The sequence below is a fragment of the Bradyrhizobium sp. SBR1B genome (assembly GCF_014198205.1).
Classification (GTDB): domain Bacteria; phylum Pseudomonadota; class Alphaproteobacteria; order Rhizobiales; family Xanthobacteraceae; genus Bradyrhizobium.
In genome coordinates, this window is record NZ_JACIHC010000003.1 from 248,635 (window position 1) to 272,450 (window position 23,816).

A 23,816-nucleotide genomic window follows, 5' to 3' on the forward strand; every position below is an offset into this window, starting at 1 on the left:
CGCCCCTCTTGGGTGAGCCGGGATGGACAACGCATACGCCGAAACCGAATTTCGGTAAAGTGGAATATTTTTGTCCGCATGGATTGACAGAGGGCGACACAGGCTCTCGGCGCCGTAGCCCGGATGGAGCGCCAGCGTAATCCGGGACGGTGCGAGATGCCGGGCGAGCGGCCCCGGATTGCGCTTCCGCCGTCGCTCTTCGAGCTATGGCGGACAAGTCGCTTCATCCGGGCTACGAACTTCGCCCTATCCCGCGCGGCGGGCGCGGGCTCTGCTTTCCCAGCGGTCGAGCATCTGGCCGAGTTCGCCGTTGACCACGGGGACCGCCGTGATGGCGCTCGCGATCTCGTTGGTGTTGGCGGGCGCGTTGGCGGGAAGCCAATCCGGCTCGGTGTATTCGCGCCAGCGGCGTGCTTCGGCGCGTCGCTTGCTGGAGATGTAGTCACGCGTGAAATAGCCGGCCGCGAACGCGATTCCCAGCAACACGATCAATACGATGACGCCAGCCACAATCAACTCCGTCCATGCCCCCGGACGGGTTCTGCGTGGCAATCAGCGCGAAATCAAGGCTTGAACTGCGCCGAACGGGCGGCCTGCCGCGCTTTGCCGCAAGCAAATTTTTGCTTCGATCCGCGGAACATTTTCGCGCCTTGCAAACGGCACAAGGCGGACGCGAAGTGCATTCGAATATGACGGGATTGCGGCCTGCGCGAATCCGATTCCACCCTGGCAACCGGCGCTGGACCGCATTAACCTCCGGTTGCTTGGCCGGATCAACCGGTCAGCGAATATCATTGGGAGGACGCGATGACACGCCAAGAGGCTCGTGACCACACGGCCCGTGACCACGAGCAGCGTGACCAGGATGCTGCGCTTTCACGACGAACGCTTGTCCGGGGGCTTGCGCTTGGCGCCGCGGCCACCGTCGCCGGCCCCGCTCTGGCCCAGACCGGACCCGCCGCACCGCCGACCACCATCACCACCCCGCCGCGCGATTTCGGCCCCCACGGCGCGCCGACCACTTATTTCTGGGACCCCGACATCATCGCGGTCGATCCCTCCTTCAACGATCTCGCCCAGCCCAACACCGCGATCAAGCGCCTGTACACCGGCCTGCTGTGGGCCGAGGGCCCGGCGTGGAGCGCGCAAGGAAGGTATCTGTTGTGGAGCGACATTCCCAACAACCGGCAGATGCGCTGGAGCGAGGATGACGGCCGCGTCAGCGTGTTTCGCACGCCGTCCAACAATTCCAACGGCAACTCCTTCGACTTCCAGGGCCGCCAGCTCTCCTGCGAGCATTTGACCCGCCGGGTGACGCGCTACGAGCATGACGGCACCGCCACCGTGCTCGCGGACTCCTATCAAGGCAAGAAGCTGAACTCGCCGAACGACATCGCCGCGCATCCCGACGGCAGCTACTGGTTTACCGATCCGCCCTATGGCGGCCAGCTCTACGAAGGCGAGCCGGATGCCGCGGGCGGCCCGAGCAATGCGGGCGGCAAGCTCAATCCGCGGATCGGACAGCCGGCCGGTTTCCAGCCGGGCAAGCGCGAGCTGCCGACCAATTGCTATCGCATCGACCCTTCCGGCCGCATCGACCTCGTCGTTACCGAGGAGCAGGTCCCCGATCCGAACGGACTGTGCTTCTCGCCGGATTACAAGAAGCTCTACGTCGCCTCGACCGGCAAAGGGCCGGGCGACACCGGCCCGGGCGGCAAGGGCGAGATCTTCGTGTTCGACGTCGGCGGCGACAACAAGCTCTCCAACCCCAAGAAGTTCAGCGATTGCGTGATCGACGGCGTGAAGTGCGGGCCGGACGGCGTGCGCTGCGACGTCAACGGCAATGTCTGGGCTTCGAGCAATGCCGGCCGCGCCGTCGGCTACAGCGGCGTGACGGTGTGGTCGCCGGAGGGCAAGCTGCTCGGCCGCATCCGCCTGCCGGAGGTCTGCGGCAACATCACCTTCGGCGGCCCCAAGCGCAACCGCCTGTTCATGGCCGCGAGCCAGTCGCTCTACGCGGTGTTCACGGCAACGCAGGGCGCCGGGCCGGGCTGAGCCGAGAGCGCTGCATCCTGCAGGCTTGCAGCGCTCTCGTAGGGTGGGCAAAGCGAAGCGTGCCCACGATCCCCTTGATACGGAACGAGATGGTGGGCACGGCGCTTTGCGCCTTTGCCCACCCTACGGCACTGCTTTCTGCGGCACGATCTGCGGATCGATCGCCGTAAATACCCCTTCGCTTGTGCGTTTCATGACAGCTTAACGACGCGCCCGCTCCGGCGGTTCCGCGGCCGCAATCAAGCTCCATCGCGGGCCAATCTCCGCCATCAAACCAAAGATGATGTGTGACGCGGCAGGGCCGCAGCGCGGTGCGCAGGCATGTCGCTTCGCCTCCGTCCGCGCCGGACAAGAAATTGGGAGTTGCACGATGCGCCGTATGCCAAACGACACGATCATCGTCAGCGTTGGAAGCCAGGAGCTCGTGATCGCGTTCGGAGACCCCGGTCTACCGGTCGACGGCCATGGCGGTAACGACATCATGATCGCAACAGTCGATGACGGGCCCAGTAGCCTGCTGTTTGTCGGCGACGAGTCGATCCTGGAAGGCCAATCGCATGGCGGCAATGACCTTCTCGTCGCGACGATCCAGGGCCGCTTGCCCTATACGACCTTTGACGGCGACGCGCAGATCATGTCCGGCCAAGCCCGCGGCGGCAACGATTTGCTGCATGTCGAGGCCTCGAATGCGATCTATGCGAGCGTCTATCTCTCAGGCGACGCCGAAATCGCCATGACCGGGGATGCCAAGGGCGGCAATGACCTCATCAAGGCAGAGATGGGCGACAGATCGTATGGTGCGTTCAGCGGCGATTCCGGATCGCTCATGAGCGGCAACTCCCAAGGCGGCAACGACATCGTCAGCGTGGTCCAGGCCGGCGCCTCTGGCAACATATCGATGTCAGGTGATGCCTTGGTGTCCATGATCGGCGATGCACGCGGCGGCAATGACATCCTCATCTATACGGCCGGCGACGATGCGCGGTCCGGCGGCGCATCACTGCTCGGCGATAGCGGCTACATGAGCGACAATGCCCGTGGCGGGGACGACATCCTGATCGCAGCCGTCGACGGCAATCCCAATTCGACCTCCATCGCGCTCGTCGGCGATGGCTCGCAGATGTCCGGCAACGCACAGGGTGGCAATGATATTCTCTACGGGAGCGATCGCGGCGATTGGCTCTATGGCGATGCACGAGCCTACAACCCGTTCGTAGGCGGCTCGACCACCGGCGGCAGGGATCTGCTGAACGGCGGAGGCGGCAACGATCAGCTCTGGGGCGGACCGAGCAACGATCTGTTCGTGTTCGGGGCAGGCTCGGGCCAGGACGTGATCAACGATTTCGATCAGGGCAACAAGGCGGCGGGCAGCACGATACTCGAGCAGGAAGTGATCGATGTGCGGGCCTATGGCTTTGCGGACTGGGGCGCGCTGAAGAGCCTGATCAGCGATGACAGCGCCGGCAATGCGGTGATCCAGCTGACGGCCAACGACACCATCACGCTGGATGGCATCCATGCCGCCGATCTCAACGCCAGGGATTTCATGGTCTGAGGCGCGGCTTGCCGCCGCGACCCAAATCCCTCGCAAGGCCCTTCACTGTCATCGCGGCGGGCCTTGGCTTTGTGCAGAACGCAGAGGCCCACTGGCCTCGAAGGACCCATCCTGCGATCTTGCCGTTAATTCCGACGCGGCCTGGAGAAGCAAGATGGACGATCGACCAAGACGACCCGACAGCCTGATGCAGGACGACGGCTTCGTCCGGGTGCGCGGCGCGCGCGAGCACAATCTAAGGAACGTCGACGTTCGCATTCCCCGCAACGCGCTCGTCGTATTCACGGGCGTGTCGGGCTCCGGGAAATCCTCGCTTGCCTTTGGAACGATCTACGCCGAGGCGCAGCGGCGCTATCTGGAGTCGGTGTCGCCCTACGCGCGGCGGCTGTTCCACCAGATGCAAGTCCCCGAGGTCGACGACATCGAGGGCCTGCCGCCCGCCGTCGCGCTCCAGCAGCAACGCGGGGCGCCGACGACAAGGTCATCCGTCGGCAGCGTCACCACCATCTCGAACCTGCTGAGGATGCTCTATTCCCGCGCCGGCGATTATCCGCGGGGACAGCCGATGCTCTATGCGGAGGCGTTCTCGCCGAACACGCCCGAGGGGGCGTGCCCGACCTGCCACGGCATCGGCAGGATGCTCGACGTTACCGAGAAGTCCATGGTGCCCGACGACACCAAGACGATCCGCGAGCGCGCCGTCGCGGCCTGGCCGAGTGCCTGGCAAGGGCAGAACCTCCGGGACATCCTGACGACGCTCGGCTACGACGTCGACAAGCCCTGGCGCGAGCTGCCGAAAAAGGACCGCGACTGGATCCTGTTCACCGAGGAGCAGCCGACCGTTCCTGTTTATGCCGGCTACGACGCCGCTGAGGTCAAACGCGCGCTGCGCCGCAAGGAGGAGCCGAGCTACCAGGGCACGTTCACCGGCGCGAAGCGCTACGTGATGCAGACCTACGCCAAGTCCGAGAGCGCGATGATGAAGCGCCGTGTCGCGCAATTCATGATCACGCGGGATTGCCCGACCTGCCACGGCACCCGGCTCAAGCCCGAGGCGCTCAAGGTCAGGTTCGCCGGGCTCAATATCGCCGAGATGTCGCATTTGCCGCTCAAGCAGCTGCAGGAGCTGGTCAAGCCGTTCGCAAAGACTTCGACGGACAGATCGGAAAAGACCGTCGTCGCCAGGCGCATCTGCGAGGATCTGTCGGCGCGCCTCGCCGTTCTGCTCGACCTCGGCCTTGGCTATCTCGCCTGCGAGCGCAGCACGCCGACGCTGTCGCCGGGCGAATTGCAACGGCTGCGCCTTGCGACGCAGGTTCGTTCGAACCTGTTCGGCGTCGTCTACGTGCTCGACGAGCCGTCCGCGGGCCTGCATCCCGCCGACACCGAGGCGCTGCTGCGGGCGCTGGACCGGCTGAAGCACGCCGGCAATTCGATCTTCGTGGTCGAGCACGAGATCGAAGTGATCAGGCATGCCGACTGGCTGGTGGATGTCGGGCCTGACGCGGGCGACGGCGGCGGGCTCATCCTCTACAGCGGGCCGCCGGCAGAGCTCGGTCAGATCGAGCAATCGCGCACCGCCCACTATCTCGCGCATCCCCGCAAGAAGCTGCCGACGACCCGTCGCGAGCCGAAGGGCCACCTGAAGGTCAGGGGCGTCGCCCGCAATAATCTTCGCGGTCTCGACGTCGATATCCCGCTGGGTGTCCTCGCCAGCATCACCGGCGTGTCGGGCTCCGGCAAATCGAGCCTGATCAGCCAATTCCTCGTCGAGGCCGTCGCCGGGCATCTCGGCCATACGCTCGCGGACGAAGCGGACGACGACAGCCTCGCCGCAAGGGTCGAGACCTTGGGCGGCAAGATTGTTGCCGGCCTCGACCGGATCGGCCGCCTCGTCGTGGTGGACCAGAAGCCGATCGGCCGCACGCCGCGGTCCAACCTTGCGACCTATACCGGCCTGTTCGACCATGTGCGGCGGATGTTCGCGGCAACGCCGCAGGCAAAGTCCCGCCGCTACGACGCGGGACGCTTCTCGTTCAATGTCGCGAAAGGCCGATGTGCGACTTGCGAGGGCGAGGGCTTCGTCTGTGTCGAGCTCTTGTTCCTGCCCAGCGTCTACGCGCCCTGCCCGACCTGCAAAGGCGCCCGCTACAACGACAAGACGCTCGAGGTGACAATCCGCGGCAAATCCATCGCCGACGTGCTGGCGATGCGCGTCGACGAGGCCTTCGAGTTCTTCGAGGGCGATGCCGCGCTGAACCGGTCGCTCTCGGTGGTGCGCGAGGTCGGTCTCGGCTATATCCGCCTCGGCCAGTCCGCCACCGAATTGTCCGGTGGCGAAGCCCAGCGGATCAAGCTGGCGACCGAGCTGATGCGTCCGCAACGCGGCCATACGCTCTATGTGCTGGACGAACCGACCACAGGGCTGCATCCGCGGGATGTCGAGCGGCTGATCGCCCAACTCGACCGGATCGTGGACGCCGGCAACAGCGTGGTCGTGGTCGAGCATGACATGGACGTCGTCTCTCACAGCGACTGGATCATCGATCTCGGCCCCGGCGCCGGCGACGAGGGCGGACGCATCGTCGCATCGGGGACACCGGATCAGGTTGCCAAGGCCAGCGGAAAGACCGCGCATTATCTGGCGCGGCGCTTGAAGCAGTAGCGCTCGGTCTCGCCGGACCTCACCGTCATTTCGCAATTGCGTTCTATGGCGCAGCTGACAGACCCGACTTTCGCCATGTTGACTTTCCGCTGTCCCGCTCCCCATACTTCGCAAAAAAGTAACAACCAGTCATAAGAACGGTTTTGAGGGAGGATAGGATGCCGACTTCACGCAGGCAGCTGCTGAAGGGTACGGCGGCTGCCGCCGCCACACTCAGCCTCGATTGGACCAGGGCCCAGGCGCAGGCCGAGAATTTACGCATCGGCCTGATCTACGACCTCACCGGCCCGTTCGCCGCCGGCGGCTCGGTCGCCTCCTCGGTCGGCGCGCAGATCGCCATCGACCTCGTCAACGAGAAGGGCGGCATCGGCGGCAAGACCAAGATCGTGCCGGTTGCGGCGGACTCGCAGAGCAAGGCGGATGTTGCCATCAACGAGGCCGAGCGGCTGATCAGCCAGGAAAAGATCGACATCATCAACGGCGTCTATTCCAGCGCGCATGCGGTGCCGATGGCGGCGAAGGTCGAGCAGCAGAAGAAGATCCTCTGGATCACGACTGCGGTCTCGACCGCCGTGTTCAAGGACAAGAATTTGCAATACGTGTTTCGCGCGCAGATCCATTCCGACCAGTACGGCCAGGCCTTTGCCGGCTTCATCGCCGAGCATGCGAAAGCCAAGCTCGGCATGGAGGCGAAGGACGTCAAGGTCGCGCTGATCCACGAGGACGGCCCCTATGGCGTCGGCGTCGCCGCGGCCGACGAGGCCTATGCCAAGCAGGCCGGCATTCAGGTCGTGCTGCGCGAAGGCTATTCGGCGTCCGCTCCCGACCTCTCGGTGCTCGTGACCAAGATCAAGCGCGCCAAGGCCGACGTGATCTCGCATGCCGGCTACAACCCCGATATCACTTTGTTCCTGCGCCAGGCCCGCGAGAGCGGATTGCGCTTCAAGATGCTGTTCGGTGCCGGCGCCGGCTACAGCCAGCTCGACAAGCTGCGCGCCACCTTCGGTCCCGACATCGACAATTTCTGCAACATCGACCCGGTGCCGGCGCAGCTGCTCGATGCGGCAAAACTCGCGCCGGGCATGGGCGAGCTGATCAAGACCATGGTCTCGCGCTACCAGGCCAAGACCGGCGCCACCGACGTGCCGCCGCACTGCTCGATGGGATTCAACCAGACCTGGGTGCTGCTCAACAACGTGCTGCCTGTCGCCAAGGAGAAGTACGGCAGCTTCGAGCCGGAGGCGATCCGCAAGGCCGCGCTCGACGTCGACATTCCCGCCGGCGGCACCATCCAGGGCTATGGCGTGAAGTTCTTCCCGCCGGGCACGCCGCTGTCCGGCCAGAACGAGCGCTCGACGCCGGTGGTGATGCAGAACGCCGGCGAGCACATCTCGGTGGTGTGGCCGACCAATATCAGGACGCAAGACCCGGTATTCCCGCTGCCGAAGGGATCGACCTACGGGACGTAGGGGCGGCTTGCTCCCACCCTCCCCCTCCAGGGGAGGGTCGCTACGCATGCAGCGAAGCGAAATGCGTGGCGGGATGGGGTGATCTCTCCACACGGGCACTGCCCGATTGGTGAGATCACCCCACCCCGCTCGCGCTGCGCGCGATCGACCCTCCCCCTCCAGGGGAGGGTAAGAGAAGCGTGCCCTACAACACCACCCTCCGCCCCTCCTCCGCGGCCCAGTACCCTGCGTAGTTCACCTTGATCGTCTCATAGGCCAGCGCGAGGTCAGACAGCGGCTGCCGCCCGGTCGCGACGCATTCCATGAAGTCCTGAATCTCCTGCAGATAGCCGCGCGTCCATTCCTCCTCGAGGCAGACATATTGCCAGCCGGTTTTGCGGTCGACCTTCTCGGTGATGTAGACGCTGGCGAGCTTCTCCTCGGAGGTCTGGTAGCTCATCAGATGATTGTTCGGGGTGATGTTGGCGAATAGCGAGCCGCCTGACGTATACGTCTCGACCAGATTGCGCACGCCGCCCATGATCATGTCGCCGGAGAACACGGTGGCCTTGGTGCCGTCCGAGAACGTCGCCGTCAGCGTGCCCCAATCCTCGACATCGACCGGATTGGCCTTGATGTAGGTGCGCTCCTCCGGCTTGAGGCCCGCTGTGACGTTGCCGACATCGCCGGTGACGCTGGCGACACGGATGCTCTCACCGCGCGCCTTGGCTTCGACCTGCTTGAGGTAGAGCACGGCCGAGAGCGGATGGCAGCCCATGCGGATCAACGAGCCGCCGCCGGTCATCGCCCATTGCGCGGCGTGGGCCGCGTGCGAGCCGGAATGGCTCTCCTCGCCCTTCATGAAGAGGATCTTGTCCTTGGTCGCCTTGATGATCTCCGCAGTCTTGGTCACCGCGGGCGCGTAGATCCAGTCTTCGGCATACATGAAGAGCTTTCCGGTGCGCTCGATCGCGGCGCGCGTCTTGTCCATCTCCTCGAGCACGCGCTCATACATCAGCGCCTTCGGCACGTGCTTGCCGATCGGCTGCTTGTCGCCGTCGCGGCCGAAATAGCCGGCGAACGGCTTTTCGCAAATGACATGCTTGCCGGCCTGCATCGCCCCGACAATCATTTCGGCATGAAGATTGGGCGGGGTGCAGATGTCGACGACGTCGATCTCGCGGTCGGCGATCAGATCGGCAAAGCTGCGATAGACGCGCGGGATGTTGTGACGGCCGGCGAATTCGACGACGTGGTCGCCGCGCGCGGCCACCGCCGCGACCTCGACATCCACGCCATAGACGCGCCGGAACGCATACATATGCAGCTCCGACACGAAGCCGCAGCCGACGAGTCCGATCCTGATGCCTGCCATAGCGCCCCCTTGCTTTGGGCGGCACTATAGCGCGCTGGCCGGCCTATTCCACGGAGACTCGCACCACGCCGGCGCTCATCATCCCGAGCGCGCGGGCGGCCGGCACCGAGAGGTCGACGATACGGCCGCGGATGAACGGGCCGCGATCGTTGACGCGACATTGGATCGTGCGGCTGCCATAGGAGACCCTCAGCACGCTGCCGAACCGGCGCGTCCGGTGCGCGCAGGTGAGCTCGCCGCCTTTGCCGGCTTTTGCGTAGCCGTAATAGGAGGCGAGCCCGCTTTCGGCATATGCAACAGAAAATGGTGAAAACGAAAAAATGGCCAGACAGAGGAATAGCGTGGTTTGCGCTTGCACGGCACCGCTCCAGATTGGCCACACCCGGCGCTGCAAACGTCGCTTTGTTCCCTAAGGTTCCCAACTCACGGCGCGCAAGGAGCGACCGCGCCATCACACATTGTTACTTTCCGGAAAGAGCGGCGCGTACGGTGATCTCGCGCAGCATCGTCGCCGGCTTAGCGACATCACGCCGCAATCGTGCGCGCAAACCTGTGACGCGTTTGCGCGCAGACCATGCTCAAAGCCAAAGCGCGACGGCTCACCAATATCGGCGATAATAGTGCCGGTGATAGACCCGGTACGGCCGGTAGCCGTAGCCATAGCCGTAATACGGACGATAGGGCCGATAATAGCGCGGATACACCGGCGCGTAGCCGTAGCCGCCGTAATAGGCGGGGGCATAACCGTAGCCGTAACCCGGATAGCCATAGCCGCCATAATACGGTCCGCCGCCGTAATAGCCGTAGCCGTAAGGCGCGCCGGCCGCGATCGCGCCGCCGATGATCGCGCCGGCCGCGAGACCGCCAAGGCCCCAACCCCACCCGCCGCCGCGCCAATGCACTTGCGCGACATCGTCACCGACCGCGGCCTTCATGGTCGCGACGTTGGTCGGCAGCGGGGCCGCTGCCGCCGGTTGAATTTGACCGGCGATGACCACGCCGGCGACCGAACAGGCAATTGCCGTTTTCCAGATCCTCATCGACTTGCTCCCTGTCTAACGTCTTGCTTGGAAAAGGATCGCAGCGACATGATCGGGCATCTTTGCGCCAAGTCAAAGCCCGGATTTTCCAAGCCCGTATTTGCGTGCGGCGCACAAGCCTCGTCCAAGCCTCGCTGCGAGCCGGCTGCCGGCATGCGAGGCGAGCCGACGCGCCCGCTCTGCCCGACGTGACACCGGTGCGATGCCGGAGCCCCGCGGCCAAGGCAGAGCATTAAGCTTCTCGCCCGCGCAACCAACAACCTACTTCACGATTGACTATTCGTACCGCTACTATCGGTTCCAATGGCGCGAGGCTTCTCGCGACAAATAGCCTCGGCCTGCGCCGGGTGTGAGTGGGAGGAATGACATGAGTGCCGCGAGACCCGAGCCGCTTGCCCGTCAGGCGCTGGCGTTCGTCCTGGCTGGCGGACGTGGCAGCCGGCTCCTGGAGCTGACCGACCGCCGCGCCAAGCCAGCCGTCTATTTCGGCGGCAAGTCCCGCATCATCGATTTCGCGCTGTCGAATGCCGTCAATTCGGGCATCCGCCGCATCGCGGTCGCAACCCAGTACAAGGCGCACAGCCTGATCCGGCATCTTCAGATGGGTTGGAACTTCTTCCGCCCGGAGCGAAACGAGAGCTTCGACATCCTCCCCGCGAGCCAGCGCGTCTCCGAGAACATGTGGTATGTCGGCACGGCGGATGCGGTCTACCAGAACATCGACATCATCGAATCCCACGCCTGCCGCTTCATCGTGGTGCTGGCCGGCGACCACATCTATAAAATGGATTACGAGGTGATGCTGCGCCAGCACGTCGACAGCGGCGCCGACGTCACCGTCGGTTGCCTGGAGATGCCGCGGACGGAATCCTCGGGCTTCGGCATCATGCATATCGACGAGAACGGCTGGATTCAGGAGTTCCTGGAGAAGCCGAAGGATCCGCCGCCGATGCCGGGCAAGCCGGACGTCTCGCTCGCCAGCATGGGCATCTACGTGTTCGACGCCAAGTTCCTGTTCGAGGAGCTCAAGCGCGACGCCGATGATCCGAACTCGAACCACGATTTCGGCAAGGACATCATTCCCTACCTCGTCAAGAACGGCCGCGCGATGGCGCACCAATATTCCACCTCCTGCGTGCGTTCCGGCAGCGACCCCCGCGCCTATTGGCGCGACGTCGGCACGGTCGATGCCTATTGGGCCGCCAATATCGACCTCACCGACGTCGTGCCCGAGCTCGACCTGTTCGACAGCTCCTGGCCGATCTGGTCCTATGCCGAGATCACGCCGCCGGCGAAATTCGTCCATGACGAGGAGAGCCGGCGCGGCCAGGCCGTGAGCTCGCTGGTCTCGGGCGGCTGCATCATCTCCGGCGCCTCGCTGCGCCGGTCGCTGCTGTTCACCGGCGTGCGCATCAACTCCTATGCCAATGTCGAGAACGCCGTGATCATGCCCTATGTCAATGTCGGCCGCGGCGCGCGGCTGAAGAACGTCGTGATCGACCGCGGCGTCGAGATTCCGGAAGGACTCGTGATCGGCGAGGATCCCGCATTCGATGCCAAGCGCTTCCGCACCACCGAGCAGGGGATTTCGCTCGTCACCCAGCCGATGATCGACAGGCTCAATACATGAGGCCTGTTCGCGTCCTCGCGGTCGCTTCTGAAGTCTATCCCATCGTCAAGACCGGCGGCCTCGCGGATGTCGCCGGCGCGCTGCCGATCGCGCTGAAGGCGCATGGCGTCGAGATGCGCACCTTGATGCCGGGCTATCCCGACGTGATGCGGCTCGTATCGAACGCAGAGGAGATCCGGAGCTGGCCGGATTATTTCGGCGGGCCGGGCCGGCTGCTCGCGGGCTCCCATGACGGGCTCGACCTGTTCGTGCTCGACGTGCCGCATCTCTATGCGCGGCCGGGCAATCCCTATGTCACCACCGAAGGCGTCGACTGGCCGGACAATGGCGTGCGCTTCGCGGCGCTGTCGCGCATCGCCGCCGATATCGGCCACGGACTCGTCCCCGCCTTCGTTCCCGATGTCGTGCACGCCCATGACTGGCAGGCCGGGCTCGCGCCGGCCTATCTGCATTATGACAATCGCCCGCGGCCCGGCACCGTGATGACCATCCACAACATGGCCTATCAGGGCAAGTTCGCTCCTGAGCTAATCGGTGCGATCGGCCTGCCCTGGCACGCGTTCAACGTCAACGAGATCGAATATTTCGGCGGCATCAGCTTCTTGAAGGCGGGCCTGCAATTCGCCGATCGCATCACGACGGTGTCGCCGACCTACGCACAGGAGATCCAGAGCGACGAAGGCGGCATGGGGTTCGGTGGCCTGCTGCGCGCACGCGCGAACGTGCTGAGCGGCATCCTCAACGGCATCGACATCTCGGTGTGGAATCCGCAGGACGATGCGCACATCGCCTACCGCTACGGCGCCGAGGACCTGACCTTCCGGGCCGCGAACAAGGCGGTGCTGCAGCAGCAGTTCAATCTCGATTCCTCCGACGAGGCGCCGCTGCTCGGCGTCATCAGCCGGCTGTCGTGGCAGAAGGGGCTCGATCTGCTGCTCGAGGCCATTCCGACCATTCTGGCCGAAGGCATGCAGCTCGCGCTGCTCGGCAGCGGCGACCGCGATCTCCAGGATCGCTATCAGTCCGCTGCCCGCGCCAATCCCGGCCGGATCGGCGTCGTGATCGGCTATGACGAGATTTTGGCGCACCTGCTCCAGGCCGGATCGGACGCGCTGATCGTGCCGTCACGCTTCGAGCCGTGCGGCCTGACCCAGCTCTGCGCGCTGCGCTATGGCGCCGTTCCGATCGTCTCACGCGTCGGCGGGCTCGAGGACACCATCGTCGACATCAGCGAAGCCGACGCCGCCGACCGCGATGCCACCGGTTTCAAGTTCGCACCCGTGACGGCGGCCGCCCTCGCCGGCACGCTGCGCAAGGCCAACACCGCCTTCCACGACAAGCAGACCTGGCGCCGGCTGCAACGAAACGGCCTTGCGACCGACGTCTCCTGGCGCAACCGCACCGGCGACTATGCCGCGCTGTATCGCGGGCTCATGACGGAGCGTGCCTGAGGCGATGACCATCGTCGAATCCATGCTATAGAGCCGGCATGGACCCGTTCGTGATCAAGCTGATCGGCTTTGCCGCCGCCACCTGCACCACCGTGGCCTATGCGCCGCAAGCCATCAAGGTGTGGAAGACGCGCTCCACCGGAGACATCTCGCTCGGCATGTTTCTTGTGATGGTGCTCGGCCTCGCGCTCTGGCTGATCTATGGCTTGCTCTCGGGCGATGCGCCGCTGGTCGCCGCCAACGCCATCACCATGCTGCTCGCCGGCGGCATTTTGTTCATGAAACTGAAATACGGGTGAGGTCGCGGGATGCGTAGGGCGGATTAGCCCCCGGCTGCGCGAAGCGCAGTCCGCGGGCGTAATCCGCCACCTTGCCGCACGACGGCGGATTACGCTTCGCTAATCCGCCCTACGGAATCAACCGAATACATACGACGCCATCGCCACACTCGCGACCTCGTCGACGAAGACGCGCTTGCCGATATCGCTGCCGGCGGCGCCGGCAGCCACCATCAGCGGCAGCAGATGATCCTCGCGCGGATGCGCGAGGCGCGCGCTCGGTGCGTTCTCCCAGTCGACCAGCATCGCGTTGCGGCGAGCCGGATCCGGGTTGCTGATCGCCTCGTTCAGATAGGCCTCGAAGTCATACGAGACCGGCTTGGACTCCGGCCGGTTGAAGCCACGCATATTGTGATAGGTCAGCCCGCTGCCGACGATCAGGATGCCTTCATCGCGGAGCGGGGCAATCGCCTCGCCGACCTTGACGTGCTCGGCCGCATCGTAAGCAGACTTCAGCGACAGCAGCACGATCGGCATGTCGGCGTTCGGATACATCAGGCCGAGCGGCACGAAGGTGCCGTGATCAAAACCCTGGTTGGGATCTTCCCGGCATTCGAGGCCCGCGCGCGTGAGCAGCGCCTTCACCTCGGTCGCAAGTTCGGGCCGGCCCGGCGCCGGATATTTGAGATGATAGGTATGCTCGGGGAAACCGTAATAGTCGTACACCATCGGCGGATGCGCCGAGGTCGAGACGGTGAAGGCATCGGCCTCCCAATGGCCGGTGATGACGAGCACGGCCTTCGGCCTCTCCGGCAGAAGCTGCGGCAACCGGCCGAACTCTTCGGCGGTTCTGGCATATTGCACCCGCCTGTCCTCCATGAACGGCCAGGGGCCGCCGCCGTGCGACAGGAACAGGGTCGGAAATCGCGTCATGGGGCTCGTCTCATCGGCACTCTGCGCGTGCCCGCGCGTCCGGCAACGAGCATAGGCAAACCGGCATGGTTAGCAAGTCGTTAACGATTTGCCGCCCAAAATCCCCGGCGTGGCCGAAGCAGTCGGCCTGAAGACAAGTGAGACGTGAGATGAAGAAGTTTGCGCTGGGGGATGTCGTCAACAGTGACAAGGGCCGCCGCGGCATCGTTCGCGCCGCCTTCAAGTCGCGGGACGGCCAGCAGTTCTACGCCGTCGAGAAGGACGGCGCGATGGACTATCTGGAGGAAGGCCGGCTGACGCCGGCGCCCCGCGTCGAGCTCGCGGCTTAAGTCCAACCATTTTTATCGGCGCTAGCGCGCGAGCCGGTCGAGACGCTCCGCCAAGGGATCGTCGCCGCTCGCGATGCGATCGTTCGTGATCAGCAGCAGGCGATCGCTCCCTGCGGCTGCGTCCCAATGCGGCAGACCGGGACCGTTGGGATCGCCGCTTCTGGCGAAGTTGATCCAATAGGACCGCATGCGGCTTGCGACCTCGCGATCGGCTCGCGAGAAGATGCCCGCTCCCGGCACGCCTTCTGCACCGAAGATGAACTGCAACTCGCGCCCGTGCCCAGCCCCAGGATTGGCGCGCCGCGCCTCGGGCACGTAAGCGAAGCGATAGCGAAAGGTCGCCGCGCCGCTTGCGGCATGCAGGCGCGCCAGCAGCCTTGCGGGCTCGGAAAAAACTTTGTCGGTGTAAAATCTTGCCGCAAGATCCGAAGGCTTGGCGAGAGAAGGCCTGTCGAGAGAAGGCTTGGCGAGATCGGGATAGAGCTTGCGCAGTTCATCGCTTGTGAGGCCTGACGCTGCAAGCTCCTCCCTGGTATCGAACTCGCCGTCGAAACCCGTCTCGTCGTCGTTCGAGCCGATCATCAGAGGAATGCGGCTTTGATGTCCGGCCGCAAAGCCGGCAGCGATATCCTCGGTCACCAGACTTCCATCCATCATTGGCGCGAAGGCATACCGCGATTGCTCCAGCAGACGGCTTTCGGCGGCAAGCAGGCGGCGCGGTTCGGCGGCGCGCAAATCCGCCTGCGGTCCGAGCGCCGCCACGAACTGCCGGCCGGTCGCATGCGCGTCCTGCACCGAGCGCAGAGGCGCGCGACCGGGCACCGATTGCAGAATGGCCTTCTGGAACAAATCGCGCGACTGCGCGGACAGCATCAGAAGCGCGATCGATGTCGCGCCCGCGTCGCTGCCAAACAAGGTGACGTTGTGCGGATCACCGCCGAAGGCCGCGATGTTGTCATGAACCCAACGCAGCGCGGCGATCTGGTCCATCAGGCCGTAATTGCCGGAGCCGCCGTCCGCCAACGCGGGATCAGCGAGCCAGCCGAGCGCGCCGAGGCGATAATTTGCGGTGACCACGATGAGGCCGGCCTGCGCCAGCCTGGCTCCGTCGAACAGCCGCTCATTCGCGGTGCCGCCGATGAAGCCGCCGCCATGGATGAACATCATCACCGGCAGCGGGCCGTCGACCCCGAAGGGACGAAACACGTTCAGCGTCAGGCAATCCTCGCTCGCATCAGGCAAGGACGGCTGAAGGCACGGCGCGCCGTAATCGTAGGCGGTGTGCATCTCCGAACTTTCGGGCGTCGGCTGCGGCGGGCGCCAGCGCAGCGCGCCGACCGGCGGCGTGGCGTAGGCCAGTCCCTTGAACGAGGCCACCTCGCCTTCGACGGCGCCGAGCATCTGTCCTTCACGCGTCAGCGCGAATGGAAATTGTCCGACCGGCTGCGCCACGGCCGGGCCGGCGCAACACAGGACAATGGAGGCCGCAAGAAGCGCGAGCAGGGATCGCATCTTCGGTGCATCTCGATGCGCGGAACGGTTTCCTGCAGGTTACGTCCGCCGCCGTCGGCGGGGCAAGCCTGGCGGCTCGTACTAACCGCGCTTTGCGAGAATCTCCGCCAGCGCGTGCCGCGCGACGATGCCGAGTTCGCCGAGCGTGGCGTGCCCGGCCCGCGCGGCTTCGATCAGGCGCTCGGCGATGAACCTGCGGCTGTCGTGATCGCCGCCATGCGGCAATTGCCGGCACGTCTGCTCCAGGACGACGTCCATGTTCGCTTTGGTCCGCTCACTCAACTCTGTCATGACGCCCGGCCGGTACGCGTGGCTTGTAACCGCAAGCATACAGAGGCGGATCGGGCATGATTAGCCCGGGTAATCACGGCCATTGTGCATCGCGGTGCGTGTAGTGCCGCAACATTCACGCGGCCACGATGACGCCGCAAACGCCTACCCAAGATTGCACATGCCGTGATGACAAGCCGTGCATGTGGCGATAGCCTTGCCGGCAAAACAAAACATACGGGAGGATGCCATGCCTGACGCGATGGTTGCCACACGTGCCTCCGATGAGCGCGGAACCGCTCAGCAGGTCGATGTCGCCGTGGTCGGCGCCGGCTTTGCCGGCCTCTATCTGCTTCATCGCCTGCGCAAGGCCGGCTTTAGGGCGGTCGGGCTCGAAGAGGCCGGCGACGTCGGCGGCACCTGGTACTGGAACCGCTATCCGGGCGCGCGCTGCGACATCCAGACCATCGACTACAGCTACACCTTCGATCCCGAGCTCGAGACGGCCTGGACCTGGTCGGAGAAATACGCGACCCAGCCCGAAATCCTGCGCTATCTCGGCTTCGTCGCCGACCGCTACGACCTCAGGGGCGACATCCGCTTCAGCACCAAGGTCACCGAAGCCAAATGGGACGAGAAGGCCGAGCGCTGGCAGCTGACCACCGACAATGGCCCACCGGTCTCCTGCCGCCATTACATCATGGCCACCGGCTGCCTCTCGGCGCCGAAGCCGCCGGAGATCGACGGCGTCAAGGATTTCAAGGGCGAGGTCTATTTCACCGGACGCTGGCCGCATGGCGGCGTCAATCTCGCAGGAAAACGCGTCGCCGTGATCGGCACCGGCTCGTCGGCGATCCAGTCGATCCCGCTGATCGCCGAGCAGGCCGCGCATCTGACCGTGTTCCAACGCACGCCGAACTTCGCACTGCCTGCGCATAATGGCCCGGCCCCATCGGACCGCATGAGCCTTTTGCAGGGCGATCGCGCCGCCTATCGTGAGCAGGCGCGCCAGTCGATGGCGGGCGTGCCCTATCCGCAGCAGATGGCAGTGAGCTGGCAGCTCAGCGATGCCGAGCGCCGCGCGCGCTTCGAGGAAGCCTGGGGCAAGGGCGATCTGGTCTATATTCTGACCCAGCTCTGGGCGGACCAGGCCGTCGATGTCGACGGCAACAAGCTGATCTGCGATCTCATCCGCGAGAAGATCTCGGCGGCCGTGAAGGATCCCGAAACCGCCGCGGCGCTGATGCCGCACGACCATCCGTTCGGCGCCAAGCGTCCCTGCCTCGATACCAACTACTACGCCACCTACAACCGGCCGAACGTCACGCTGGTCAATCTGCGGCAGGAGCCGATCAAGGCGATCACGGCAAGTTGCATCTCCACGAACGGCCGCAGCTTCGACGTCGACGTCATCGTGTTCGCGACCGGCTTCGACGCCATGACCGGCGCGATCCGCGCCGTGCATCCGATCACCGGGCGCGGCGGCAAGTCGCTGACCGATGTCTGGGCGCAGGGGCCGCAGACCTATCTCGGGCTCACGGTCGAAGGCTTTCCCAACTTCTTCATGATCACCGGGCCGGGCAGCCCGTCGGTGCTGTCGAACATGGCGGTGTCGATCGAGCAGCATGTCGACTGGGTGGTCGACCGACTGGCCGCATTGCGTGATGCCGGCTTCACCACGATCGAGCCGACCGAGACGGCGCAGGCCGGCTGGAACAGGCACATGGCCGACTGTTCGATGCTGACGCTGCATCGGCTCGCCAACACCTGGTACACGGGCGCCAACGTCCCCGGCAAGGTGCAGGGCCTGATGCCCTATACCGGCGGCGTTGGCCCCTATCGCAGCATCTGCGATGAGGTGGTCAGCCGCGGCATGCTCGGCTTCAGGCTCACCGGCCCTGGCGGCACGGAGCAATGCAATGACGGCGAGGTGGTGCGGCTGCAGCCCGACGTGCGGCTGGTGATGAACCTGCTCGCGTCGCTGAATCTGCCGCCGATCGAGTCGATGGGCGCGATCGGCGCACGCGAGTTCGTGAACGAGTTCAACAAGGGCCGGCCCGCCGGACGGCCGGTCGGCGAGATCGTCGACGGCACCCTGCCCGTCACGGGCGGTGCGCTGCCCTACCGCGTCTACAAGCCGGCGACGCCGGGACCGCATCCGGTCGTGGTCTATTTCCACGGCGGCGGCTGGGTGCTCGGCGACGAGCAGTCGGACGAGCCGTTCTGCCGCGACATGGTGCGGCGGACCGGCATGACGTTCGTCAGCGTCGGCTATCGCCACGCCCCCGAGCATCGCTTCCCGACCGCTGCCGAAGATGGCTATGCGGCCACGCGCTGGATCGCCGAACACGCCACTGAACTCGGCGGCAAGCCGGGCCCGGTAATGGTGGCGGGCTGGAGCGCCGGCGGCAACATCGCCGCCGTCACCTGCCAGCTCGCGCGCGACCGCGGCGGGCCGGAGATCGCTGGCCAGCTCCTGATCTGCCCGGCCACTGACTGCACCTTCGATCGCCCGTCCTATAACGACAATGCGACCGGCTACTTCCTGACGCGATCGCTGATGTACTGGTTCTGGGACCTCTACTGCTCGCCGGCGGACCGCACCGATCCGCGCGCCTCGCCGCTCCGCGGCAAGGTCGAAAGGTTGCCGCCTGCTTTCGTGGCGACCTGCGAGTTCGATCCCTTGCGCGACGAAGGCATCGCTTATGCCGAAGCGATGGCGGCCGCAGGCGTCCCGGTCGAGCAGCTCAGGGCGAACGGCCATTTCCACTCGTCCTTCACCATGGTCGATGTGGTGATCACGGGCGTGCCGGGCCGCGTGCAAATGGCGGAAGCCTTGCGACGCTTCGCCGGGCTGCCGCCGGAGATCAGCCGCGGTGACGAGGACAATCACGGCAACGCCAGCCCAGGGCACAAAATCGCGGCGGCCGCGAGTTGAGCGGAAACGGAGCGGCCGGGAACCTTTTCCCCGCTGCCCCGTTAAGTGCGTGTGGCATTGAGATGCAGCGACAGCTATGGGCCCCGGCACGCAAATCTGCGTGCTGGGGTGTTTTTTGCGTGAGGTGGGACGATGGGGGACGTGGTTGCGGCTTCAAAGGTCGATTTCGATGCGCTGGCGGCCCTGCATAAATGGCCATCGCTGGCAAACCAGCGCCGGCCGGACCGGGAATCATACCCGATAAGGGAAGGCACGCTCGACGAGTGCATCTCGGCGTTCATGGGGAAGCCGGCGGCGACCCGGCATCTCTATGAGATCCGGACAGCGGCGCAGCCGCCGCTCGTGACCGGCATCCTCTCGCCCGAACACGTTATCGAACTCTCGCGCTGGAGAGAATTTCTCTGACGGCGCTTCACATGCAGGCGCGTTAGGAACCTTCTGCCGGTTTTTCCCGTTGGTGGAAATCGGAAGTCAAGCCGCGAGTGCCTCACATGCTTGAAGCTGGCGTACCACCCCCGGTCGTGCCCTATGGCGCAGACCAGACCCTGTTCGTGGTGATCGATCGCCTCGACCAGGCGACGGAGATTCGCATCGAACGAAGCGATCTCGAAGCCACGATCGGCGAGCTCGTCGCCGGCTGCTTCAACGACCCCATCAAGGTGATTTCGTTCAACACGCTCGAACATTGGATGAAGGACATCTCGACCGATGTCGCCGGCGCGATAAAGGCACGCTGCGACATCTATGGCATAGAGCTACCCGACTATCTCAGCGACTTCATCGATAGCCATAGCATGAATGCGGGAGTTATGCGCGCCGATATTTGCCGGCGATGACTTCGATTTCGCGACGGCGCTCGTCGGCGAAGGCCTGGAGCTTTTCGATCGTCAGCGTATCCGTGATCCGTTTGGCGAGTCGCTCGGCGCGCGCGGCTTGATCTTCGAGATATCGGATCGTGTTCAAGCGCCCGCCTCCCCAACAGCCCCAAATTGTTCGGACAGACATGGTGCTTGAGAAGCCGCTAACACCCGGTTAAGCGCGGCGGGCCGAACGCGATGTCTCGAACTCATTGCACGACGTCGAGCCGGACATTGGTGATGCCCCTGTCGACCATGCCGAGCGCCTCGGCTGCGGAAGGCGAGACGTCGACGACGCGTCCGCGGATATAGGGCCCGCGATCGTTGACCCTGACGGTCACGAAGCGGCCGGAGGAAACGTCGGTGACGCGCAGCTTGGTGCCGAATGGCAGGGTCGGATGGGCCGCGGTCAATTCGTTCTTGTCGAACTTCTCGCCGCTCGCAGTCTCCGTATCCGAATAGAAGCTGGCAACGCCGTGCGAAGCCGCTTGCTTTGCATCGCCATTGGGAATGCGCACCCGGCTGATCGGCCTTGGATGCAGCGCCGCCACCCGGTGCGGCCGCTCGATCGCGGCCTGCCGGCCGGTGCCCCCGAGATCGGCCTTCTGGCGGCCGACAGGCGATTGCGCGCAGGCGGCGAGCGAGGCGGCCCCGACGATGGCCAGCAGCAGCCGGCTCGCGGTTGCCAGTGAAATCGGGGCAGTTTCGGCACGTGCAATGCAAGACATGATGCGCCCTCCGAACTGCCCGGAGTTTCGGTGGGCAATGAGGGCAGAACCTTGTCGGAACAAAAGCGGGCGTGGGGCCGCCGCCGTTTCGCGTCAGCTGTGACGATTCCACCACACCTGCATGTCCTGAATCGGGACGGCGACCGCCCCAGAAGGGCCCTTCCCGTTCAGGCCGGAGGCGGGATCGCGCGCAACACGTCCCGGAAGACGCCGAACTGCAATCGAAACGCTTGCGAGCTGTAGTCCTGATAGTAACCCGCAGTCACTGCGACGACGAGATCGAGTTCCGGGACGATGCGGATCGACTGCCCGCCGCGGCCAAGCGCGCCGATCCAGTTGATCTTGCGGTCATTGAGGCGCGTTTGGCCGCGCCACCACAGATATCCGTAGGTTTGAGAGTCCGTCGCCTTGATCTTCTCTGCCGTCGAAGCCTCGATCCACGCCTTGGAGACGATCTGGCGGCCGTTCCAGCGACCGCCCGCAAGCACGAGCTGGCCGATCTTGGCCATGTCGCGCGGTCGCAAGCGCAATCCTCCTCCGGCATCGGTATCCCCCCTGTACCGGCCCCACGCCGTGCCGGTGATACCCAGAGGCTCGAACAAATTCTCGCGCGCGAATTCATCGAGAGGACGTCCCGTCGCCTTGCGGATGATGGCCGACACAAGCGTGAGCGCGCCGGTGTTGTAGAAGAACTCCTGCCCCGCCGCGGCGGTCACGGGAAGACCGAGAACGTAACGACACGGATCCCACGCCATATGCATGCGCGTCTCGTCATTGTCATCGTCTCCCGTCGCGGGCGTCGCCTCGACCCACTTCAGGCCCATCGACATGGTGAGCACGTGCACCAGCCGGATGCGGTCCTTTTCGGGAGAACGCAAGTCGGACAGCTCGGGGAAGAAGCTGAAGATCGGCTCGTCGACGCCGCGTATCAGCCCGCGATCGATCGCAATCCCGACGACGAGCGATGCAACGCTCTTCGAAACAGACTTCATGTTGTGCAACGTATCGGCATCGAAGGCGATGGTTTCCACACGGCGGCCGTAGATGTAGCCGGGTATCTCGTCGGCGCCCTTGAAGTAACGCTCGAACGCCAGCTTGCCGTCGCGGGCGACCAGCACCGCATGGATATTGGCATCGCTCGTGGCGAGCCGGTCGGCCATCCCGCACAGCGCCTCGCGATTGACGAGACTGTCGCCAGCGACGGAGCCGCCCGGCCAGCCGTCGCCCCGTTCGGGCGGAACATCGCAGCCGTCGGCTGCGTTCGCGCAGACCGCGGAGAGCGGCGCCAGTGCGGCGCCGCCGAGAAGCGAAATGAACTGGCGCCGCCTCATGCGAGCCTCATCCCTGTTGCGGCGCGGAGCCAGCTTCGGCGCCGGCGTATCGGGGCTGCGCGTTCTCTCTGAGGATGCGCGCGAACTCACGCCAATAGAGCCTTCGCCAGTTCGTCTTCAAGCTGGCGAGAAAATCGAGCTCTCTTTGCGTCAGCGTGCACATTGCGCCTTCAGGCCACAAGGCCCCCCATCGGCTTGACGTCGGCGCTGCCGGGGAAAACCGCATCCGCCAGCACCTTCTCCTCGACGCGCAAATGATCCCTGAGCAGGCCCTTGAGCACGGCGCGCAGATCGGTGGTCGGCTTGAGGTCGCGATCCTCGAACAGTTGCGCCGGCTTCAGCCCCGGCCAGTCCGCGATCACCCGGCCGCCGGCGAGCCCGCCGCCGATCAGGAATGCGACCGTGCCGGTGCCGTGATCGGTGCCTTGCGTGCCGTTGATGCGCGCGGTGCGCCCGAACTCGGTGACCACGGCGACGACGGTCTCGCCCCAGGCCTCGCCCATGTTGCTCTCGATCGCGGCGAAGGCACCGTCGAGCGCGCCCAGCAGATTGTAGAGCTGGCCCGAGGCCGCGCCTTCGGCGATGTGCGTATCCCATCCGACGAAGCCCATGGCGCCGACGCGCGGACCGTCGGGCTTGGCGAGATACCGCGCGGCGGTGCCGGCGGCGTCGGCGAAGTAGGCGCGCACGCGCGCGATGCCCGGCGGCGCCAGGGTCGGATCGTCCGACATGACGTCGCCCGCGCTGGGTGCCCCGCTGAGCGAAGCGAGCTTCATGCGCGCCTGCAGCACGGTCGCGAGCTTCGGGTCGGTGTGCTGGTAGAGATCGAGCAGGCGGCTCTGCGTGTCCTCGCTCGCCGGGAGCAATTTCTGCGGCACCCATGTCATGACCGGCGCCGAGCCGCGCACCACCAGCGGCGTCACCGAGCCGATGCCGAGCGCGCGGCTGCCGCGTGGATCGACGCGGCCGCCCGATTCCAGCGCGAGCAGCGCGCGGTTGAGCCATCCCGAACTGGTCATCCCCGGCTTGACGAGCCCGCTCTCCAGCACGTCCTGGCCATCGAAATGCGAGCGCTCGCGATAGGGCGTCGCAACTGCATGGACGATCGCGGCCTTGCCGCTCTTGTAGAGCCGGTGCAAATTCGGCATCGCCGGATTGAGCGCGAAGAAGGCATCGAGCGGCAGCGCCGGCGGCTTGCCGTCCAGCACCAGCGCGCGATCGCCGCGCAACGAGATCCAGTCGGGATCGCCGACCGGCGCGACGGCGCCGAGGCCGTCGAGCGCACCGCGCAGCACGATGACGAGCAGGCGCGGATCGCGCCCCTCCGCGCGCGCGATCCTGGGCATCTGGCTCCATGCGAACAGCGCCCCGGAGCCGACCAGAAGCTCCCGCCGCGTGGGCAGGTGATCGACGAAGCCCAT

At 65.2% G+C, this 23,816-nt stretch carries 22 protein-coding genes; 11 read left to right on the forward strand and 11 right to left on the reverse strand.

Features of this window, described 5'->3' with window-relative positions:
- Positions 1 to 246 precede the first annotated feature (246 nt).
- A complete protein-coding gene (locus GGD61_RS09580; RefSeq protein WP_049815127.1) occupies positions 247 to 510 on the reverse strand; it encodes a hypothetical protein in 264 nt (87 codons plus the stop codon).
- A gap of 297 nt (positions 511 to 807) precedes the next feature.
- Between GGD61_RS09580 and GGD61_RS09585 the strand changes: the two genes are divergently transcribed.
- The 4 genes from GGD61_RS09585 to GGD61_RS09600 all read left to right on the forward strand — a co-directional run bounded on the left by GGD61_RS09585 (position 808) and on the right by GGD61_RS09600 (position 7,744).
- Entirely contained in the window at positions 808 to 2,055 is a 1,248-nt protein-coding gene (locus tag GGD61_RS09585; RefSeq protein ID WP_183230638.1) for an SMP-30/gluconolactonase/LRE family protein, read from the forward strand.
- Between the two features lie 370 nt (positions 2,056 to 2,425).
- Positions 2,426 to 3,610: a hypothetical protein gene (locus GGD61_RS09590; RefSeq protein WP_312012642.1), complete on the forward strand. Its 1,185-nt coding sequence runs from the start codon at positions 2,426 to 2,428 to the stop codon at positions 3,608 to 3,610.
- Positions 3,611 to 3,764: 154 nt separating this feature from the next.
- On the forward strand, positions 3,765 to 6,275 hold the full coding sequence (gene uvrA, locus GGD61_RS09595; RefSeq protein ID WP_092253262.1) for an excinuclease ABC subunit UvrA: 2,511 nt from the start codon (positions 3,765 to 3,767) through the stop codon (positions 6,273 to 6,275).
- Positions 6,276 to 6,433: 158 nt separating this feature from the next.
- Positions 6,434 to 7,744, forward strand: a complete 1,311-nt coding sequence (locus tag GGD61_RS09600) for an ABC transporter substrate-binding protein (protein WP_018322896.1) — start codon at positions 6,434 to 6,436, stop codon at positions 7,742 to 7,744.
- A 184-nt stretch (positions 7,745 to 7,928) separates the two neighbouring features.
- Here GGD61_RS09600 and GGD61_RS09605 read toward each other — a convergent pair whose 3' ends face one another.
- The 3 genes from GGD61_RS09605 to GGD61_RS09615 all read right to left on the reverse strand — a co-directional run bounded on the left by GGD61_RS09605 (position 7,929) and on the right by GGD61_RS09615 (position 10,138).
- The gene (locus tag GGD61_RS09605; RefSeq protein ID WP_183230639.1) at positions 7,929 to 9,098 is read right to left on the reverse strand and encodes a Gfo/Idh/MocA family protein; all 1,170 of its coding nucleotides are present in this window, start codon (positions 9,096 to 9,098) and stop codon (positions 7,929 to 7,931) included.
- A 43-nt stretch (positions 9,099 to 9,141) separates the two neighbouring features.
- The gene (locus tag GGD61_RS09610; protein WP_183230640.1) at positions 9,142 to 9,456 is read right to left on the reverse strand and encodes a septal ring lytic transglycosylase RlpA family protein; all 315 of its coding nucleotides are present in this window, start codon (positions 9,454 to 9,456) and stop codon (positions 9,142 to 9,144) included.
- Between the two features lie 241 nt (positions 9,457 to 9,697).
- Positions 9,698 to 10,138, reverse strand: coding sequence for a hypothetical protein (locus GGD61_RS09615; RefSeq protein WP_092253268.1), 441 nt, complete (start codon positions 10,136 to 10,138; stop codon positions 9,698 to 9,700).
- 367 nt (positions 10,139 to 10,505) lie between these two features.
- Between GGD61_RS09615 and glgC the strand changes: the two genes are divergently transcribed.
- From glgC to GGD61_RS09630, 3 genes are read left to right on the forward strand one after another with little or no spacing between them, the layout of a single operon-like run.
- Complete coding sequence (glgC, locus tag GGD61_RS09620; protein WP_018319764.1) at positions 10,506 to 11,768, forward strand: glucose-1-phosphate adenylyltransferase; 1,263 nt, start codon at positions 10,506 to 10,508, stop codon at positions 11,766 to 11,768.
- A complete protein-coding gene (gene glgA / locus GGD61_RS09625) occupies positions 11,765 to 13,219 on the forward strand; it encodes a glycogen synthase GlgA (protein WP_183230641.1) in 1,455 nt (484 codons plus the stop codon). Before glgC ends, glgA begins: the two co-directional genes overlap by 4 nt.
- A gap of 38 nt (positions 13,220 to 13,257) precedes the next feature.
- Complete coding sequence (locus GGD61_RS09630) at positions 13,258 to 13,518, forward strand: SemiSWEET transporter (RefSeq protein WP_028145410.1); 261 nt, start codon at positions 13,258 to 13,260, stop codon at positions 13,516 to 13,518.
- A gap of 117 nt (positions 13,519 to 13,635) precedes the next feature.
- Here the strand turns inward: GGD61_RS09630 and GGD61_RS09635 are convergent, their stop codons facing one another.
- A complete protein-coding gene (locus GGD61_RS09635) occupies positions 13,636 to 14,430 on the reverse strand; it encodes a class III extradiol ring-cleavage dioxygenase (RefSeq protein ID WP_092253272.1) in 795 nt (264 codons plus the stop codon).
- A gap of 149 nt (positions 14,431 to 14,579) precedes the next feature.
- Between GGD61_RS09635 and GGD61_RS09640 the strand changes: the two genes are divergently transcribed.
- Positions 14,580 to 14,759, forward strand: coding sequence for a hypothetical protein (locus GGD61_RS09640; protein ID WP_018319760.1), 180 nt, complete (start codon positions 14,580 to 14,582; stop codon positions 14,757 to 14,759).
- Positions 14,760 to 14,780: 21 nt separating this feature from the next.
- Here GGD61_RS09640 and GGD61_RS09645 read toward each other — a convergent pair whose 3' ends face one another.
- Positions 14,781 to 16,271: a carboxylesterase/lipase family protein gene (locus GGD61_RS09645; protein WP_092253274.1), complete on the reverse strand. Its 1,491-nt coding sequence runs from the start codon at positions 16,269 to 16,271 to the stop codon at positions 14,781 to 14,783.
- An 81-nt stretch (positions 16,272 to 16,352) separates the two neighbouring features.
- Complete coding sequence (locus GGD61_RS09650) at positions 16,353 to 16,601, reverse strand: hypothetical protein (RefSeq protein WP_092253276.1); 249 nt, start codon at positions 16,599 to 16,601, stop codon at positions 16,353 to 16,355.
- A 190-nt stretch (positions 16,602 to 16,791) separates the two neighbouring features.
- Between GGD61_RS09650 and GGD61_RS09655 the strand changes: the two genes are divergently transcribed.
- The 3 genes from GGD61_RS09655 (at position 16,792) to GGD61_RS09665 (ending at position 20,315) form a co-directional block, all read left to right on the forward strand.
- Positions 16,792 to 19,479 carry an alpha/beta hydrolase fold domain-containing protein gene (locus GGD61_RS09655; RefSeq protein ID WP_092253278.1) on the forward strand — a complete coding sequence of 896 codons (2,688 nt, stop codon included), beginning with the start codon at positions 16,792 to 16,794 and terminating at the stop codon, positions 19,477 to 19,479.
- A 132-nt stretch (positions 19,480 to 19,611) separates the two neighbouring features.
- Complete coding sequence (locus GGD61_RS09660) at positions 19,612 to 19,884, forward strand: hypothetical protein (protein WP_092253279.1); 273 nt, start codon at positions 19,612 to 19,614, stop codon at positions 19,882 to 19,884.
- Between the two features lie 86 nt (positions 19,885 to 19,970).
- Positions 19,971 to 20,315 carry a hypothetical protein gene (locus GGD61_RS09665; RefSeq protein WP_091961321.1) on the forward strand — a complete coding sequence of 115 codons (345 nt, stop codon included), beginning with the start codon at positions 19,971 to 19,973 and terminating at the stop codon, positions 20,313 to 20,315.
- Here GGD61_RS09665 and GGD61_RS09670 read toward each other — a convergent pair.
- From GGD61_RS09670 to GGD61_RS09685, 4 genes are all read right to left on the reverse strand, one after another.
- The gene (locus tag GGD61_RS09670; RefSeq protein WP_177236955.1) at positions 20,287 to 20,442 is read right to left on the reverse strand and encodes a hypothetical protein; all 156 of its coding nucleotides are present in this window, start codon (positions 20,440 to 20,442) and stop codon (positions 20,287 to 20,289) included. The two genes, GGD61_RS09665 and GGD61_RS09670, sit on opposite strands and share 29 nt — an antisense overlap.
- Before the next feature lie 103 nt (positions 20,443 to 20,545).
- Positions 20,546 to 21,064, reverse strand: coding sequence for a septal ring lytic transglycosylase RlpA family protein (locus tag GGD61_RS09675; protein WP_092253281.1), 519 nt, complete (start codon positions 21,062 to 21,064; stop codon positions 20,546 to 20,548).
- Between the two features lie 167 nt (positions 21,065 to 21,231).
- Positions 21,232 to 22,395 (reverse strand): serine hydrolase, encoded by a 1,164-nt coding sequence (locus GGD61_RS09680; RefSeq protein ID WP_092253283.1) that lies wholly within the window; start codon positions 22,393 to 22,395, stop codon positions 21,232 to 21,234.
- Positions 22,396 to 22,565: 170 nt separating this feature from the next.
- The gene (locus GGD61_RS09685) at positions 22,566 to 23,816 is read right to left on the reverse strand and encodes a DUF1501 domain-containing protein (RefSeq protein ID WP_092253285.1); all 1,251 of its coding nucleotides are present in this window, start codon (positions 23,814 to 23,816) and stop codon (positions 22,566 to 22,568) included.

What these genes read in the sequence shown, in the direction of transcription:
- GGD61_RS09585 (WP_183230638.1), top strand. Translation starts at nt 808, where the DNA reads ATGACACGCCAAGAGGCTCGTGACCACACGGCCCGTGACCACGAGCAG.
- GGD61_RS09590 (WP_312012642.1), top strand. Translation starts at nt 2,426, where the DNA reads ATGCGCCGTATGCCAAACGACACGATCATCGTCAGCGTTGGAAGCCAG.
- uvrA (WP_092253262.1), top strand. Translation starts at nt 3,765, where the DNA reads ATGGACGATCGACCAAGACGACCCGACAGCCTGATGCAGGACGACGGC.
- GGD61_RS09600 (WP_018322896.1), top strand. Translation starts at nt 6,434, where the DNA reads ATGCCGACTTCACGCAGGCAGCTGCTGAAGGGTACGGCGGCTGCCGCC.
- GGD61_RS09605 (WP_183230639.1), bottom strand. Translation starts at nt 9,098, where the DNA reads ATGGCAGGCATCAGGATCGGACTCGTCGGCTGCGGCTTCGTGTCGGAG.
- GGD61_RS09615 (WP_092253268.1), bottom strand. Translation starts at nt 10,138, where the DNA reads ATGAGGATCTGGAAAACGGCAATTGCCTGTTCGGTCGCCGGCGTGGTC.
- glgC (WP_018319764.1), top strand. Translation starts at nt 10,506, where the DNA reads ATGAGTGCCGCGAGACCCGAGCCGCTTGCCCGTCAGGCGCTGGCGTTC.
- glgA (WP_183230641.1), top strand. Translation starts at nt 11,765, where the DNA reads ATGAGGCCTGTTCGCGTCCTCGCGGTCGCTTCTGAAGTCTATCCCATC.
- GGD61_RS09630 (WP_028145410.1), top strand. Translation starts at nt 13,258, where the DNA reads ATGGACCCGTTCGTGATCAAGCTGATCGGCTTTGCCGCCGCCACCTGC.
- GGD61_RS09635 (WP_092253272.1), bottom strand. Translation starts at nt 14,430, where the DNA reads ATGACGCGATTTCCGACCCTGTTCCTGTCGCACGGCGGCGGCCCCTGG.
- GGD61_RS09640 (WP_018319760.1), top strand. Translation starts at nt 14,580, where the DNA reads ATGAAGAAGTTTGCGCTGGGGGATGTCGTCAACAGTGACAAGGGCCGC.
- GGD61_RS09645 (WP_092253274.1), bottom strand. Translation starts at nt 16,271, where the DNA reads ATGCGATCCCTGCTCGCGCTTCTTGCGGCCTCCATTGTCCTGTGTTGC.
- GGD61_RS09650 (WP_092253276.1), bottom strand. Translation starts at nt 16,601, where the DNA reads ATGCTTGCGGTTACAAGCCACGCGTACCGGCCGGGCGTCATGACAGAG.
- GGD61_RS09655 (WP_092253278.1), top strand. Translation starts at nt 16,792, where the DNA reads ATGCCTGACGCGATGGTTGCCACACGTGCCTCCGATGAGCGCGGAACC.
- GGD61_RS09660 (WP_092253279.1), top strand. Translation starts at nt 19,612, where the DNA reads ATGGGGGACGTGGTTGCGGCTTCAAAGGTCGATTTCGATGCGCTGGCG.
- GGD61_RS09665 (WP_091961321.1), top strand. Translation starts at nt 19,971, where the DNA reads ATGCTTGAAGCTGGCGTACCACCCCCGGTCGTGCCCTATGGCGCAGAC.
- GGD61_RS09675 (WP_092253281.1), bottom strand. Translation starts at nt 21,064, where the DNA reads ATGTCTTGCATTGCACGTGCCGAAACTGCCCCGATTTCACTGGCAACC.
- GGD61_RS09680 (WP_092253283.1), bottom strand. Translation starts at nt 22,395, where the DNA reads ATGAGGCGGCGCCAGTTCATTTCGCTTCTCGGCGGCGCCGCACTGGCG.
- GGD61_RS09685 (WP_092253285.1), bottom strand. Translation starts at nt 23,816, where the DNA reads ATGGGCTTCGTCGATCACCTGCCCACGCGGCGGGAGCTTCTGGTCGGC.